At 41.0% G+C, this 16,062-nt stretch carries 15 protein-coding genes and 1 tRNA gene; 3 read left to right on the top strand and 13 right to left on the bottom strand.

Annotated elements, in window-relative coordinates:
* Positions 1-414 precede the first annotated feature (414 nt).
* From AM592_RS02065 to AM592_RS02010, 12 genes are all read right to left on the bottom strand, one after another.
* Positions 415-2,310 carry a PrkA family serine protein kinase gene (locus tag AM592_RS02065; RefSeq protein WP_053602235.1) on the bottom strand — a complete coding sequence of 632 codons (1,896 nt, stop codon included), beginning with the start codon at positions 2,308-2,310 and terminating at the stop codon, positions 415-417.
* A 333-nt stretch (positions 2,311-2,643) separates the two neighbouring features.
* Positions 2,644-3,126, bottom strand: a complete 483-nt coding sequence (gene trmL, locus AM592_RS02060; protein WP_098945281.1) for a tRNA (uridine(34)/cytosine(34)/5-carboxymethylaminomethyluridine(34)-2'-O)-methyltransferase TrmL — start codon at positions 3,124-3,126, stop codon at positions 2,644-2,646.
* Positions 3,127-3,167: 41 nt separating this feature from the next.
* A complete protein-coding gene (locus AM592_RS02055; protein WP_053602234.1) occupies positions 3,168-4,067 on the bottom strand; it encodes an amidase domain-containing protein in 900 nt (299 codons plus the stop codon).
* A gap of 37 nt (positions 4,068-4,104) precedes the next feature.
* Positions 4,105-5,256: a tRNA epoxyqueuosine(34) reductase QueG gene (queG, locus tag AM592_RS02050; RefSeq protein ID WP_053602233.1), complete on the bottom strand. Its 1,152-nt coding sequence runs from the start codon at positions 5,254-5,256 to the stop codon at positions 4,105-4,107.
* A gap of 89 nt (positions 5,257-5,345) precedes the next feature.
* Positions 5,346-5,419 (bottom strand) — tRNA-Gly (locus tag AM592_RS02045).
* A gap of 151 nt (positions 5,420-5,570) precedes the next feature.
* Entirely contained in the window at positions 5,571-6,200 is a 630-nt protein-coding gene (locus AM592_RS02040) for a hypothetical protein (protein WP_053602232.1), read from the bottom strand.
* A 74-nt stretch (positions 6,201-6,274) separates the two neighbouring features.
* Positions 6,275-6,850, bottom strand: a complete 576-nt coding sequence (locus AM592_RS02035) for a hypothetical protein (protein WP_053602231.1) — start codon at positions 6,848-6,850, stop codon at positions 6,275-6,277.
* Positions 6,851-7,038: 188 nt separating this feature from the next.
* Positions 7,039-8,184 carry an FMNH2-dependent alkanesulfonate monooxygenase gene (ssuD, locus tag AM592_RS02030; protein ID WP_053602230.1) on the bottom strand — a complete coding sequence of 382 codons (1,146 nt, stop codon included), beginning with the start codon at positions 8,182-8,184 and terminating at the stop codon, positions 7,039-7,041.
* 28 nt (positions 8,185-8,212) lie between these two features.
* Positions 8,213-9,214, bottom strand: coding sequence for an aliphatic sulfonate ABC transporter substrate-binding protein (locus AM592_RS02025; protein WP_225970318.1), 1,002 nt, complete (start codon positions 9,212-9,214; stop codon positions 8,213-8,215).
* Positions 9,180-10,562, bottom strand: coding sequence for an LLM class flavin-dependent oxidoreductase (locus AM592_RS02020; RefSeq protein ID WP_053602229.1), 1,383 nt, complete (start codon positions 10,560-10,562; stop codon positions 9,180-9,182). The genes AM592_RS02025 and AM592_RS02020 overlap by 35 nt, the downstream gene beginning before the upstream one ends.
* Positions 10,563-10,596: 34 nt before the next feature.
* Complete coding sequence (locus AM592_RS02015) at positions 10,597-11,448, bottom strand: ABC transporter permease (RefSeq protein WP_053602228.1); 852 nt, start codon at positions 11,446-11,448, stop codon at positions 10,597-10,599.
* A 15-nt stretch (positions 11,449-11,463) separates the two neighbouring features.
* Complete coding sequence (locus tag AM592_RS02010; protein WP_053602227.1) at positions 11,464-12,234, bottom strand: ABC transporter ATP-binding protein; 771 nt, start codon at positions 12,232-12,234, stop codon at positions 11,464-11,466.
* A 333-nt stretch (positions 12,235-12,567) separates the two neighbouring features.
* Between AM592_RS02010 and bioD the strand changes: the two genes are divergently transcribed.
* The 3 genes from bioD to AM592_RS01995 are packed head-to-tail and all read left to right on the top strand — an operon-like array spanning position 12,568 to position 15,211.
* Positions 12,568-13,260 (top strand): dethiobiotin synthase, encoded by a 693-nt coding sequence (gene bioD, locus AM592_RS02005; RefSeq protein ID WP_053602226.1) that lies wholly within the window; start codon positions 12,568-12,570, stop codon positions 13,258-13,260.
* Complete coding sequence (gene bioA, locus AM592_RS02000; protein ID WP_053602225.1) at positions 13,257-14,642, top strand: adenosylmethionine--8-amino-7-oxononanoate transaminase; 1,386 nt, start codon at positions 13,257-13,259, stop codon at positions 14,640-14,642. The genes bioD and bioA overlap by 4 nt, the downstream gene beginning before the upstream one ends.
* Positions 14,639-15,211: a biotin transporter BioY gene (locus AM592_RS01995; protein WP_053602224.1), complete on the top strand. Its 573-nt coding sequence runs from the start codon at positions 14,639-14,641 to the stop codon at positions 15,209-15,211. Before bioA ends, AM592_RS01995 begins: the two co-directional genes overlap by 4 nt.
* A gap of 53 nt (positions 15,212-15,264) precedes the next feature.
* On the opposite strand, the gene AM592_RS01990 is transcribed toward AM592_RS01995, so the two are convergent.
* Positions 15,265-15,900: a class I SAM-dependent methyltransferase gene (locus AM592_RS01990; protein WP_053602223.1), complete on the bottom strand. Its 636-nt coding sequence runs from the start codon at positions 15,898-15,900 to the stop codon at positions 15,265-15,267.
* Between the last annotated feature and the right edge of the window lie 162 nt (positions 15,901-16,062).

Here is a 16,062-nt window from a genome sequence, read left to right as displayed (position 1 = left end):
AGTTTTATTCGGCCCACCTTCTAATTTATTGTGACCAATTGAGAAATAATTGCGACAAATCTTGCGTTTTTTCTGTCCTGGCTCGAAATCACCGAAAAAAAGTGGCACTTCTATACTTTGAACAATTTTTCTGACGATGCGCCCTCTCTTCAGACAGGCTGTCCTCCGGTTGGCACACTTTTGTGACTGGCCCTGTGATTAATTCGACCCGGTTTGGAATTTATTCGGCCCACCTTCTAATTTTTTGCGACCACTAGAGTGATTATTGCGACCAGATCGTATTATTTCAGTCCTAGCTCCTGAAAAATTTATTCCGAGTTGCTCGCTTTCTATACGTTATAAAGCCCTGCCCGTATTTCCCCCCCAAAAAAAACGACTCACGGCATCACATACCTTGAGTCACTACTATACAAATTATCGATTTAGCAAGCTTCCGACATATTTTAATAGTTCATTTGCGCTTGTGGAATTATAGCCGTGCTCGTCTATGAGCCTTGCGACAACTTCGTTTACTTTCTTCAGCTGCTGTTCATCAGGTGTTTTCGTTGAGGTTGTGATTTTAACCACATCTTTTAAGTCGGCAAATAGCTTTTTCTGAATCGCTTCTCTCAGTCTTTCATGAGAGTTGTAATCGAATCGTTTTCCTTTTCTCGCATAGGCGGAAATACGAATCAGGATTTCTTCGCGGAAGGCTTTTTTCGCATTTTCGGAAATGCCGATTTGTTCCTCTATTGATCTCATTAGTTTTTCATCCGGGTTCATTTCTTCACCGGTTAGAGGATCTCTTAATTTATTTTTGTTGCAATAGGCTTCCACGTTATCCAGATAATTGTCCATTAACGTTTTGGCGGATTCCTCATAGGAGTAGACAAACGCTTTTTGAACCTCTTTTTTCGCAATGTCGTCGTATTCTTTTCTAGCGGTCGAAATAAAATTCAAATAGCGGTCTCGTTCCTCTGTGGAAATGGAAGGATGCTGCTCGAGCCCATCCTTCAAAGATCGCAGCACGTCAAGCGCATTAATCGATTCCATATTTTTTCTGATGATCGTGGAGGATATGCGGTTAATGACATACCTCGGATCAATCCCCTTCATGCCTTCATCATTGTATTCCTTCTTCAAATCTTCCACGTCTACTGAGTTAAAGCCTTCTACGCTTTCTCCATCATACAGTCGCATTTTTTTCACAAGATTGATGTCCGACCGTTTCGGATCCTTCAGGCGAGTCATGATCGAAAACATCGCGGCAACCTTCAGTGTATGCGGTGCAATGTGAACCTCTTTCACGTCACTTTCTGAAATCATTTTTTCATAAATCCGTTCCTCTTCAGACACCTTTAAGTTATAAGGAACAGGCATAACGATAATTCTTGAATGGAGCGCCTCGTTCTTTTTATTGCTGATGAAGGAGCGATATTCCGTTTCATTCGTATGGGCTACAATCAGTTCATCTGCAGAGATTAAAGCGAATCTTCCCGCTTTAAAATTTCCTTCCTGAGTCAGGGAAAGCAGGTGCCAGAGAAATTTTTCATCACACTTTAGCATCTCCTGAAATTCCATCATTCCTCTGTTTGCTTTATTGAGCTCACCGTCAAATCGATAAGCGCGCGGATCCGATTCGGATCCGTACTCGGCGATCGTTGAAAAGTCGATACTGCCTGTCAGATCGGCAATATCCTGTGATTTTGGATCGGACGGGCTGAACGTGCCAATTCCTATCCGTTTATCTTCCGAAAAGAAAATGCGTTCCACTCGGACATCTTCAATCCTTCCGCCGTACTCCTCTTCCAAGCGCATTAAATTAAGCGGTGACAAATTCCCTTGGATTCTGATTCCGTACTCTTGGTAAAAATCCTCACGCAAATGCTGCGGGATTAAATGAAGCGGATCTTCGTGCATCGGGCAGCCCTTAATTGCGTATACCGCACCTTGTTCTGTGAGGGAGTAAGCCTCAAGCCCTCTTTTCAGTATCGTTACCAAGGTTGATTTTCCGCCGCTGACCGGACCCATAAGCAGCAATATTCTTTTTCTGACGTCCAAACGTTTGGCAGCGGGATGGAAATACTCTTCGACAAGCCGTTCCAGCGATTCTTCAAGACCAAAAAGCTCCCGATCAAAAAAAGTATACGTTTTTTTCCCGGTCCTTTCTTCGATTCCATGGTCTTTTATCATATTATAAACTCGCGAATGAGCAGATTGAGCGACTATCGGGTTTTCCTTGATAATTTCCAGATAATCAGCGAAGGTGCCTTCCCATTTCAGACGCTGCTCCTCTTCCCTATACTGCTCGATCTTCTTTAAAATATCCATAAGGACCTCCCTCATCTTGATTGATGCAAGTACTAATCTAGGTACTAATACAATCTATGCGAAGGTGTCTTCTTACATGCTAACGAAAGAACGCCCTTCTTTCCAAAAAGAGGGTTGTCCATTGACAAGACTGAAAGATAGGCTTCATAATTAAAGTAATTCAAGCTCAGAAATCGCTTGATGACAAGGGGGAAAAAGATGCGTACAGTCATAATGATGGGAGTTATACTAACGTTTCTGGTCTCTATCTTTACAGCTGGGTACGACAGCATGCCAGGCAGAAAAGTGAAATAAGGGGTAAAAAAAGGATCTCATGGAGCGAGATCCTTTTTTCTATATCAAATCGTTGTAGTTTTGCTGCCGCAACGCTTCATATATTAAGATTGCAGCCGTATTGGACAGGTTAAGCGACCTTACATGTTCCGTCATCGGCAGGCGCAGGCAGCGCTCCATATTGTTTTCAATTATTTCCTTTGGTAAACCGTTCGTCTCTCTTCCAAAAACGAAGAAATAATCGGTGGACGAATCCTCGTAGCTGAAGGAAGTATGGGGTTTTTGACCGAACTTCGTAATAAAGAAAAACTGCCCATTCTTATTTGCTTCAAATAATTCGTTAAGAGAGTCATGATACACAATATTTACAAACTTCCAGTAATCGAGTCCCGCTCTCTTAAGCATTTTGTCATCTGTTGAGAAGCCGAGCGGCCTGATCAGATGAAGCGTTGTATTCGTTGCCGCGCAAGTACGCGCAATATTTCCTGTATTGGCAGGAATCTCTGGTTGGTATAAAACCACATGCAGTGCCAAAATCTTCACCTCTGTTCTAATTGAGTAAACCGCCATCCATTATACCACTTTTACTTCTTCGACGTATCATCAATGATTTTGTAAAAGGTATATTTAATGGATGGTGTGTAGGCGGTTGAGTCCTCATACGACCAGTACCTCATCCGCGAATCATACGTTTGGGCGTTGACAAGCGGCATGCCCATCTTATCTTTTGCTACGACAATTGTCGTGTGGTTATATCTTCCGTCCCCTTCAAAGTCATAGCATATGACATCCCCTAGAGACAGATCTTCGGGTGATGACGTTTTTTCCGCCCTGAGCCCTGCCTTCGATCTGCCAAGAAAGCTTTTCATGGAGTGGGCAACGGTCCAGCTGTAGCTCCACGAATGGTTTTGCATCCACCAGCCGCTTCCCCGATTCGGATATCCTCTCATCGGCGCACTTCCTGCATGCAGACATTGTGAAATAAAGTTTGTGCAATTATCGTCAAAATTTTTATAGGCTGAATTTCGCTTATTCCACCATTTTTCTGCGTACTGGACAGCAGCAAGACGATCATACGTAAATGCCCGGCCGAGATCGTTTCTGCTGAAGTCTGCCATGACCATACCATCACTACGTAACGGTTGATGAAATGGTATTTCAACTTTCGAATCGTTTATCAGCATTTGGCCATAGAATAAAGCAGTTCTTTCTTCTATTTGTTCTTCTATATATAAATGATCTTTATCATTACAAAGATATTCGCTGTGAACTTTATATCTCACGTGATTAGACCCGTCGTCATCAAACTTGCTTTCCCCGAGCTTCACTTTCATCTTCGCTTTTACGATTTGTACCTGACGCTTTTGAAAGAGCTGTTTTTTTCGCTCCAGCTCATCAAAAATTGGATCTATCGTTCTTGCATTCTTTTCATTTAATAAATAGGAAAGACGATCTCGCAGAGTCCTTTCAATAAACTCCTTCAAGTACTGTCACCACCATACGTTTTTATATTAACGTATGTCAGGACTGGCTTGATTTAGTATTCATTGCCATTTTTAAACCCTTTTCAATTTCTTTCTTTGCCTCTTCGTCCCCTTCAGCCATCCACGCTTCATTTAGTTGGTTCGTATAATCTTCGCCGCCTATTTTGCCAATTGCCCAGGCAGCCGTGCCGCGAATGACAGGTCGGGGATCATTTTTCAGTAAAGAAGCAAGTTCCGGAAGAGCGGTTATATCCTTGTAGTGGGCTAATGCGATAATCGAGTTTCGCTGAATCGGTTTTTTCCCTCTCCACGAACCGGAAATATCCCCGAACTTCTCTTTGAATTCTCTATTGCTAATCGTTAACAAAGGTTTTAGCCGCGGCTTAACCACTTCAGGATCCGGCTCCATTTCTGGATGCAAATGAAAATCCTTACCTTTGTTTTCAGGACAGATCGTTTGGCATGTATCACATCCATACAGCCGATTGCCGATTTTGCTTCTGAATTCCTCCGGCAGAAAACCTTTTGTTTGAGTGAGAAAGGCAATACAACGCTTAGCATTTAGCTGTCCGCCTTGAATCAGGGCACCTGTCGGGCATACATCGACACATTTGTTGCACGTTCCACATTTGTCCTCGATTGGCGTATCCGGCTCGAAAGGAATATTCGTGATCATTTCACCAAGGTATACGTAGGAACCAAATTCAGGAGTAATGATCGCACAGTTTTTTCCCGACCAGCCGATTCCAGCTCGTTCTGCGACGGCCCGATCTGATAGCTCCCCCGTATCTACCATTGATTTTGTTCGGATATCCTCACGCTTTTCTCGAAGATATTCTTCCAATTTTGAAAGCTTTTCTCGTAATACGTGGTGATAATCCTTTCCCCAGGAGGCTCTGCAAAAAATCCCTCTGCGATCCGTCCTCGTTCCTCTTGGTGCGTTTTTCATTTTCGAAGGATAAGCAAGTGCAATGGCAATAATCGATCTCGCTTTTGGAAGCAGCAGATCCGGATTTGTCCGTTTTTCGATATCTCGTTCTTCAAAGCCGGACTCATATTGAAGGGCTTGCTGCGTAATCAGCCGCTGTTTTAAGCTTTCAAACGTATCTGCACTGGCAAATCCGATTTTATCAATGCCGATTTGATGAGCATACTCGATAACCTCTTGCTTTAGCTTGGTAACATCCATTTTTGCAAAACCTCCTTTCAAGTGAACATAGTAAAAAACGCAATGCTTCGTTATCTAAGAACGAAACACTGCGTTGCACACGATATGTATGGAGCGGGTGATGAGAATCGAACTCACGACATCAGCTTGGAAGGCTGAGGTTTTACCACTAAACTACACCCGCGGAGTCTAGAGCCTTTCCTTTCCGGTTCGACTTAATCTATAATACATCGTTATAAAACGATCGTCAATAGAAGAATGAAAAATTTTGTCGAAAAATATCTTGTTTCATTTTCTATCATCATCATTGCCATTTCGAGAGACGTATATACGTGTCAATCTGCTTTCACATAAAAGAGTATTACATGATCGTTTTTGATTAAATTGTTTTTGTTATCGTCGGTAATAGCACCCGTAAAATCTGTATCGTCTGAGTAACTATTTATATTGCAACCAATTAAAACCGGTTCTCCTAGAGGAATACTGCTTGGAAACTCAGCAAAACTGCTCATTCCGCTTGAGAGCGTATCAGATTCGAAGGTATCTAGATTCACGGATTTGGTCATTGCAGAGCCTTCATTATCAATCAACCCCATTTTTATTGTCTTCTTTATAGTTTCGAAATCATTTGTCTCATTCTCTTCTAATATAAAAAGAGTTCGCAGCCCTTTTGGCTTCTTTTTCTTAAAAAGATCAAGCTCTGGACCTTCGTATTTTTGAGTTATGTTTCCATCTTGATATTCCTCAACGTACATTCTAATACTATTAATTTCATTAGTTAATCCCGTTATCGTGGCTGAAAAATATTGTTCCCCAGCAAGATTAATCAATTCTCTTTCGCTGTCAGGGTACTCAGTCCATTTAATTTGGTTTTTTACACCAGAACAGGCAGTAAGGATTGCGGTTAAAAGAATACATATGTGTATTGCTATGATTTGTTTTCTTTTATTAAAAAAGGTTGCCAAGCCGATCTCCCCTGATTCTATGAAAAAAATTATCCTTCATTTAATTTGCCATAACATAATACAGAATCGCTTCATCATGGTTGGTTGATTAATTCTTCTATATTAGAATGAGTAACTTCACCTGATATTTCAATTTCTTCACTATCTTTCATTGTACAGCCAATAAGAACAGGCTCTCCTATCGTAATAGACTTTGGCACAGTACCAGAGGCATTCTCGACATGCTCAAAATACTCATTACCTTCTATTCTTTCTGTACCTTTAGTAGCTACCCCACGGTTGTTGTTTAAACCCATTTTTATTACTGTTGCTCCTGGCATAGCCGAGACATCCTCTTCCAAAATAAAAATGGCTCGTAATCCTTTCACATCCTTTTTCTCGCGAAGGAGATTCAGGTCTGCTCCACCGCCATACTTTGTTAAAAGCTTTCCATTTTCATAATGCTCCGCATACAAGCCTATATAGTATACTTCATCTGTTAATCCAGTAAGTGTTGCAGAAAAATATTGATCCGCCGTTACCTCCAATAGCGCCTTTTCATTTCTTGTAAACTCAGTTATTTTTATTTGGTTCGCTTCCCCGCAAGACGCAAGCAGAAGGAATAATAATAAACTGCTTGATATATAGATACATTTTTTTGCTAAAATCAACTAGGATCCTCCTGAGGTAATTTCTTAGATTTATAATATTATGAAAATTATACCTAATTTACAATAATAAATCTGTATTTGTCGAAAAATTTGTACAAAAAAAGGCTGACTTGCAGACTTTTAACGCCAGCTAAGTCAACCTTACTAAACCTTAATTGTGCACTTATTCATTTTTCCGACACGCAACTTTAAATCGATACTTTCTTCTTGTCAGGAAATTTTTGTTCTGCGATGACTTCCCCTGTGAGCTTGTGTCTGATTTGAGCGGCGAATGCTTCTCCCTTTTTAAATGGAAGGAGCGGAAAAACAAGCTCGGCAAATTGATAGGCTTCTTCGAGGTGAGGATAGCCTGATAAGATAAAGGATTCGATGCCAAGATCCTTGTATTCAAGGATACGGTCTGCCACAGTTTCCGGGTCGCCGACTAAGGCTGTGCCTGCTCCTCCCCTAACGAGTCCGATTCCTGCCCAAAGATTGGGGCTGATTTCAAGCTTTGTTCGGTCTCCTTGATGCAGCGCGGCCATTCTGTGCTGACCGACCGAATCCGTACTGAGGAGGGCTTTCTGGGAAGCTTTGATAGTTTTTTCATCCAGATGACTGATCAATTTGTCCGCTGCCTGCCATGCTTCCTTTTCTGTCTCTCTTACAATGACATGAAGCCTGATCCCGAATCGAATCGATCTCCCCTCTTTTTCAGCCTGTTCACGAACGGACTGAATTTTCTCCTTGACCTGCTCGGGCGGCTCTCCCCAAGTTAAGTAGACATCTGTATGCTTCGCAGCTACCTTTTGTCCTGCTGCGGAAGATCCGCCAAAATAAATAGGCGGATGAGGCGTCTGGACGGGAGGAAATAGAAGCTTGCCATCATTGATATTTACATGTTTTCCATTGTATGTGACCGTTTCGCCTGAAAGCAGCGACCGCCAAATATCAAGAAATTCGTCCGCCGCCTCGTATCGTTCATCGTGATCCAAAAATAACCCGTCGCCTTCCAGCTCCTTTGAATTGCCGCCTGCAACGACGTTGATCAAGACCCTTCCTTCTGAAATGCGATCAAGCGTAGCAGCCATCCTTGCAGCTACAGAAGGCTGCATCAAGCCGGGTCTGACTGCAACAAGAAATTTCAGGTTTCTTGTTTCCGCTGCTAAAGCACCCGCGGTCAACCACGGATCTTCACACGTTCTGCCAGTTGGAATTAATGCCCCGGTATATCCAAGCCGGTCTGCAGCTTGAGCGACTTGCTTCAGATAGGTGTAGTCTGTAGTTCTTCCTCTATGAGATGTACCCAAATATTGTCCGTCACCATGCGTAGGAATAAACCAAAGAATTTCCAAACTCTTTCTCCCCTCTTTCGCTTTGTTTTTACTTTAACGCTTCTTCTACAAATTGATTATCAATTACTTTCGAAGTATCCAGCTCTTTATTGATTCCGCCGGATTTATATAAAAAATCAGCCTGCTCTTGATGGGCTTTCGCAAATTCATCCGTTGTAGGAGACAATATAAACTCCGATTTTTTTAGAACAGTTTTAATAATTTCAACATCTAAATTCTCTTTTTTTGCTATTTCTTCAGACACTTCATCGATATTTTCGGTTACGTGCTTTCTTGCCTCTTCATACGTTTTTAAAAAGGTAACCGTCAATTCGGGATGCTCCTTTGTAAACTTTGTTCTTGCGACTAGAAAGCTTGGGGCATTAATATTTAAATCTTCTCCGGAAGCCAATATTTTTGCCTCTGTTTGGAATACGGCAGTAGTTGAATAAGGCTCCCATGTAGACCAAGCATCGACCGATCCATTATCCAACGCAGGACGCGCTTCATCAGGCTGCAGTTGAATTAACTGAATATCCGAATCCTTTAGGCCTGCACGATCTAGCGCCATGTAGAGAAAATTGTAGGCACTGCTTCCTTTGGCAACAGCGACTTTTTTTCCTTTAAGGTCTTTTAACTCCTTAATGCTGCTATCTTTTGGGACAATAATCGAATTCCCTTTTTTCCCATCACTTGTGACGGCTATTCCTCGAAAATCCACACCGCCGGATTGTCCGGCAATGAGAGGCGTTCCTCCGGTAGCCCCAAAGTCGATGCGGCCGGAAGCCAAGGCTTCAAAATGCGGCGGCCCGCTTGCAAACTCATGCCATTCTGCCTTAACTCCTTCTTTTTCAAACGCTTTTTCAAAATATTTCTTTTCTCTGGCATAGGGGAGAATTCCCGTTTTGCCCTGGACTCCAATATGAATAACTGGATTTTGGTTTGACCCTTTTTCTGCCCCTTGGCTGCCGCATGCCCCTAAAAGGAGCACTACCAACAATGCCGGCAGGACAAATTTAACCGATCTGATCAGATGTATGAACTTTTTCAATGGAAGACCTCCTGTTGTCTTTAGTAGAAAATTGACTTGCTGGGTAACCCAGACCATAGTGCTCTCTTAATGTATCTCCTGTATAGTTTTCTCTGAATAATCCTTTTTGGCGAAGGATCGGCAAAACCTTTTCAATAAAATCATCCAGTCCTTCTCCCATTAACTGAGGCATGATATTAAACCCATCAGCTGCGCCATTTTCGAACCATTCTTCTAAAAGATTCGCAATTTGCTCGGCAGTCCCAGAGATGGTGTAATGGCCTCTTCCACCAGCTAAGCGATGCAAAAGCTGCCTGATCGTCAAATTTTCTCTTTGCGCAAGATCTTTTATTAGCTTTGTACGGCTTTGGTGACCCCTGATGTGTCCCGTTTCCGAAAGCTCCGGAAGCGGTCCGTCAAGCGGATAACCAGATAAATCAAAGCCGATCCTGGAAGACAGCTGAGATAAGCTATGATCCGGATTGGCAAGGTGATGGAGCCGGTACTCTTTTTCCTTCGCCTCTTCCTCCGTGTTCCCAATTACCGGACAAATTCCCGGCAAAATTTTAATCTCATTGCGATTTCTCCCAAAGCCTTCCGCTCTTTGTTTTACATCCTCATAAAAAATTTGAGCTTCTTCCAGCGTCTGCTGAGCGGTAAAAACGGCTTCTGCGAATTCAGCAGAAAATTTCTTCCCATCCTTAGATGAACCTGCTTGAACGAGAACCGGCCTCCCTTGCGGAGATCGAGAAACATTCAACGGCCCCCTAACCTGATAGAACTCTCCCTTGTGATCAGCTCGGTGAACTTTGTCCGGATCTGCATATATACCGGCGGCTTTGTCTTTGATTAATGCTTCTTCCTCCCAGCTATCCCATAGTTTTAACGCTACCTCTAAAAACTCTTTGGACCGTCTGTAACGGAGAGCATGATCCGGTATTTTATCATAATTAAAATTTCGAGCTTCTTCATCCGTGCCTGAAGTGATGATATTCCAGCCAGCTCTCCCTTTGCTTAAATGATCGATGGAAGAGAACTTTCGGGCCAAATTATATGGCTCATTAAAGCTCGTCGACACGGTTGCAATTAAGCCGATTTTCTCTGTCACCACCGATATCGCTGATAATAGAGTTAACGGTTCCAACCTGCTGGCAGCACTATATTGAACCGCTTCTTTTGAGACAGCCAGACGATCTGCAAAAAAGATCGAATCAAATTTTGCTTCCTCTGCTTTTACAGCAATTTTCCGATAATACGAGAAATCATTAAGCTGATCAATTTCAGCAGCAGGGTGCCTCCAGGCCGCTTCATGATGGCCTATGTTATTCAAAAACAAATTCAGAATCATCTGTCTTTTCTTTTTGGCCATTCCCTAATCCCTTCTTTTCATATCATGTATTTGATTAGCCCTGAAAACTGTCTCGCCATTTCAGCAGCCGTTTTTCAAACAATTTCACGAGTGAGTCTGATAATTTCCCAAATACTGCAAAAATAATAATTCCCACAAATACGACGGAGGTTTGCGAAAACTGCCTCGCATCCATGATCAAATAACCAATCCCTTCACTTGATCCCATTAATTCAGCAGCGACTAGTGCAAGCCAGGCAGCACCAAGTGCCAAACGGAGGCCAAGCAGAATATTAGGAAGTGCTGCAGGCAAAATCAGCTTCGTTATCTGTTTCCATTTACTGAATTCAAGCACCTTTGCAACATCAAACAGCTTCGAATCAACACTGCGGATGCCCAAAAACGTGTTTACATACAATGGGAAAAATGCAGCCTTTGCAATTAATAAGATTTTCGAAATCTCACCGAAGCCAAACCACAGAATAAATAACGGAATCACCGCAAGCGTCGGAATTGTTCTGAGCATCTGCATCGTAGGGTCAATCGTTTCTTCCGTTTTACGGGAAAAGCCAACGAGTAATCCTAAAGTAAGCGCCAATGCACTTCCCAGAAAGAATCCTGCTGCCGCGCGCAGCAAGCTGACTTGAAAATGATAGGTTAAATTGCCGCTTTGTATCAGCCTGATAAACTCAGCGAGAATCACACTCGGTCGTGGAAGCAATGTTTCTGATATCCATCCGAAATACCCGGCAAGCTCCCATACAACCAAAACCAGAATCGGAAAGCCTAACCCCCTGGCAATGACTCCAAAATTATTTGTCCGCTTGTTTTTTTTAAGAGAAAGTGCTTTAGTCAGCTTATTTTCTTTTTCATATCCCGTTGTAATCGTCGCGCTTTTGTTGCTCATTTGTTATCACCTCTTTTATATTCCTGCACTGTCGACCAGTTCCGGTTCTTCGATTTTCTCAAATTCTTTTAATACTGTTTGGCGAATCTCTTGAAATGACGAAGATGCTTTTTTTCTTGGAAATGGAAGATCAACCGGTACAATTTTACGAATAGATCCCGGTCTTGCGTCCATGATTACGACTCGATTTGCCAAATAGACAGCTTCATCAATATCATGAGTAACGAAAATCATCGTAGTTCGATTGTTCTCCCATATATCGAGAAGCACTTCCTGCATATGTGATCGGGTGAATGCATCAAGAGCGCCAAATGGTTCATCCAAAAGCAAGATTTTCGGCTGCCTCAGCAGAGCTCTTGCTATGGCCACTCGTTGTGCCATTCCTCCAGACAGCTCTCGCGGGTACGATTTTTCAAAGCCTTCAAGCTTCACTAGTTTGATCAGCTCTTTTACTTTCTGGCTAGTATTCTCTGATTCTAATGAAAGGTTTGCCGCGATATTCTTTTCCACTGTCAACCACGGGAAAAGGCGCGGTTCTTGAAAAATAAATCCTTTATCAACACCTGGAGCATTTACTTTTTCTCCCTCCAGGACAATTTCGCCTGAATAATCTGAATCAAGGCCTGCTACGGCCTTCAAAAGTGTGCTTTTTCCACAGCCGCTCGGTCCAATCACTGTAATGAACTCCCCGTTTTTCACATCCAAATGAATTCCATCCAAAACATGTACGTTTCCTTTTGCTGTGTTGAAGGTTTTATTTAACTGCCGAATTTCCATTAAAGACATATGAATACTCCTTTCAAAATAAAAAAGCTCCTTTTCCGCAGGATATTAAAGGGGGCCCATCTGTACCATGGGGCAGATACAGATGGAAAGAAAAAGCTTAAAGAAATAATAATACAACTATCCCTATAAATCAAGTAGGAATTGAGGGATTTTAATTACTTAATTTTACATCCTTCTGTTTAAAAATCTCCGTTATAGCTGTGCAGCGGTTCATCCGCTTTTTTTTCACCAAAAAACCCACAATATTGAAGGGCACTCTACAGCATGATTACAAATCCGTTGTTATATGTTAACCTATTATTAAATTAAGTTAACATTTAAACAGGAGGAATTATGGCTCAACATTTTTGGATAGCAGGTACGGATACGAACGTAGGAAAAACATTGGTTACTTCTTATTTTATGCAATACTTTCAATCAAAAGGGTTTCATACAATACCTTATAAACCGGTTCAAACAGGAGTTGTGTTTCAAAACGCTACGGAACCTTATAGCGATTCAGAATTCTATAAGTTATATAGTAAAGAAACCCTACTAAATGAGCATATAAATAGCTATTCTTTTAAAGAACCCGCTTCTCCACATTATGCTGCCAAGCTTGAAGGCAAAGAGATTGAAGAAAAGCACATTTTGAAACATATTCATTTCTTAAAAAATGCTTATGACTATGTAATTTGTGAAGGTGCAGGTGGTTTATACGTTCCTTTAAGTGTGCAACGAAACTATCATTTGCTCGATCTTATTCATCATACTGGGTTACCAGTTGTTTTGACTGCAGGTACAAAAGTAGGAACGATCAATCATACATTACTTTCAATCAATGCTCTTAAAGCAAACCACATACCTATAATAGGCATTGTGTTTAATGGATATGAAGGCACTGAAGTCGAAAAGGATAATATGAGTACAATAAGCCGCATAACCGACTTACCTTCAATTGTGATACCAAAGTTAAATAATTTATCAGATTTAAAATATATTAATCTGGAAAATAAAGACTTTATGGAAAGGATAGCAACAATATGAACCACGCAATTTCAAACTTACAAAAAAGAGATTTGAACCATATTTGGCACCCTTGTTCCCAGATGAAGGATTATGAAAACTTCCCTCCGATTGTTATTAAAAGCGGGAAAGGAATTTATTTGTATGATGAAAATGGAAAAGAATACATAGATGCTGTTTCTTCTTGGTGGGTCAATTTATTCGGACATGCGAATAAACAAATCAGCACCTGCCTGGCAAATCAGGCATTTCAACTCGAGCACGTGATTTTTGCAAATTTCACCCATGAACCAGCCATATTACTTGCGGAAAAACTAGCAAAAATAACTCCAGACGGTTTAACAAAAGTATTTTTTGCAGATAACGGATCATCTGCAGTCGAAATCGCATTAAAAATGAGCTTTCAATATCATCAGCAAAAAAACAAACCAAATAAAAGGCGGTTTTTAGCATTTACAGACGCCTATCATGGCGAAACACTTGGTGCTCTGTCGGTTGGTGGCGTTGATCTCTATAGTTCCATTTATCAACCTCTATTGCTGGATACCTTACGGGCACAAGGACCCGATTGTTTTAGATGTCCATTCAATCAAAATCCAACCAATTGCGACACGCCTTGTATTTCGTCGGTAGAAAAAATATTAAAAAAGCATCATAGTGAAATAGCCGCAGTCATTATCGAACCTTTAATACAAGCTGCTGCAGGAATGAAAATGTATCCTCCTTCATATTTAAAGCAATTGAGAAAACTATGTACAAAATATGATGTTCATTTCATTGCAGACGAGGTTGCAGTCGGATTCGGTCGTACCGGGACTATGTTTGCGTGTGAACAAGCAGAAATTATGCCGGATTTCATGTGCCTATCAAAAGGAATAACAGGCGGTTATATGCCATTATCCGTAGTATTAACAACAAATGAAGTCTATGACGCATTCTATGATGATTATGAAAGCAATAAAGCTTTCTTGCATTCTCACAGCTATACAGGTAATCCATTAGCATGCAGGATCGCACTGGAAGTATTAAAAATCTTTAAAGAAGGTCAATACATAGAAAAAATCAAACAGAAGAGTACCTATATGAAGGAACTTGCCTCTAATATATACAATAACCACCCAAATATCGGAGAGTACAGACAAACCGGAATGGTAGGTGCAATTGAATTAGTAAAAGATAAAGAAACAAAAGAACCTTTTTCAAGTGAAGAACGAATCGGATATAAGATTTATCAAATTGCTCTAGAAAAAGGCTTGCTTTTAAGACCATTAGGAAATGTCCTATATTTTATGCCTCCATATGTTATTGAGACGGACGAGATTGAAAAAATGATCCTTACAGCAAGTGAATCGATTAATGAGTTTTTTGCAAGTTATAATGACAAAGGCGGAAAATTAATATGAAGAATAAATCAACGGTTTCATTAACAGGGACAGCAATGTTTGCTGCGTTAACAGCAGTAGGTGCATTTATAAAAATTCCGCTTCCATATGTACCGTTTACTCTTCAAATATTATTTGTATTTTTAGCCGGAAGTCTTTTGGGAAGTAAAAAAGGAATGCAGAGCCAGCTGGTTTATGTCAGTATCGGTTTGCTCGGACTCCCTGTATTTACACAGGGAGGAGGAATCGGATATTTCCTTCAGCCTACATTTGGTTATTTAATTGGTTTTATTCTTGCTGCCTATGCAGTAGGCTGGATCATTGAAAAAATCTCAAATCCAAAGACGCACCATTTTATTCTTGCTAACATAGCCGGTTTAGTGATTGTTTATGCAATGGGGGTTCCTTACTTGTATTTGGCATGCAATACATGGTTAGGAATTCCGAACGGATGGACTCATATTGTCATGATTGGATTTATCAATAGTATTGGAGGAGACCTCATTATCTCGGTATTTAGCGGCATGTTAACTTCAAAATTATATGGGACTCTTTCTATCATGAGAAAACAAAATGTGATCACTGACTAATATAAGCAACTAAAAGAGCATTGCGCCCTGAAAGTTATCTCAGGGCGCACACATTACTTAACAGCGTCAATAATCCAAACAAATGGATTCATTTGCTTAAAATGAACTTTGAATCCGATTCGCTCCATCATTTCTTTAAGAATCGGTAATGTCGTATAGTGCTCTGTCATTAAATCCTCTGCCAGCTTATTGTAGTTTTGGCTCTTGGCATTACAGATTGCTTTCTGTTTTGACTCATTGCTTTCAAATAATGTGTCGGCAAACAGTATTTTTCCTTTCTTGTTAAGCAGCTCATAATATTGCTTCAGTGCCCGCTCCTTCTCCACATCATTTAAATGATGAAAGGCATAGGTGCTTACAATAGTATCTACGCTTTCGATTGGAAGAGAGTAAGAAAGAAAGTCTCCGTCAAAGAGAGACAAGGAAGGGAGCTTTTTTTTCGCTTCTTTTCTCATCATTTTTGCCGGTTCAACCCCGTATACAACAAGTCCGCCATTCAGCAGCTTTTTGCTAAGATTTCCAGTGCCGACCCCGAATTCAAGAACAACCCCGTATGCTTCACTCGCCACTGTCTGCAAAATATGATCATAGTTTGAAAAAACCTCTGCGTATTCAGGATCTGCCCCTGCAACAGCCTGATCGTAACTGCCCGCCCACTCATCAAACAATGGGATAAACTCCATTCCCATCCAAGCATCCCCCCTCATTTATAATTAATTTTACCTGTATAGTATGAATTAAATGCATAAAGGTGAGCCGCAAATAAAACTATTAAATTAATTTGTGACTTATAGGACATGTGTGGAATTTCTCTATTTTTTATACGTTTGTCTAAGCCAACCTAGTAAAAA

The organism is Bacillus gobiensis, from assembly GCF_001278705.1.
In the GTDB taxonomy this organism is placed as follows: domain Bacteria; phylum Bacillota; class Bacilli; order Bacillales; family Bacillaceae; genus Bacillus; species Bacillus gobiensis.
This window is presented reverse-complemented; position numbering and strand designations above follow the sequence as displayed.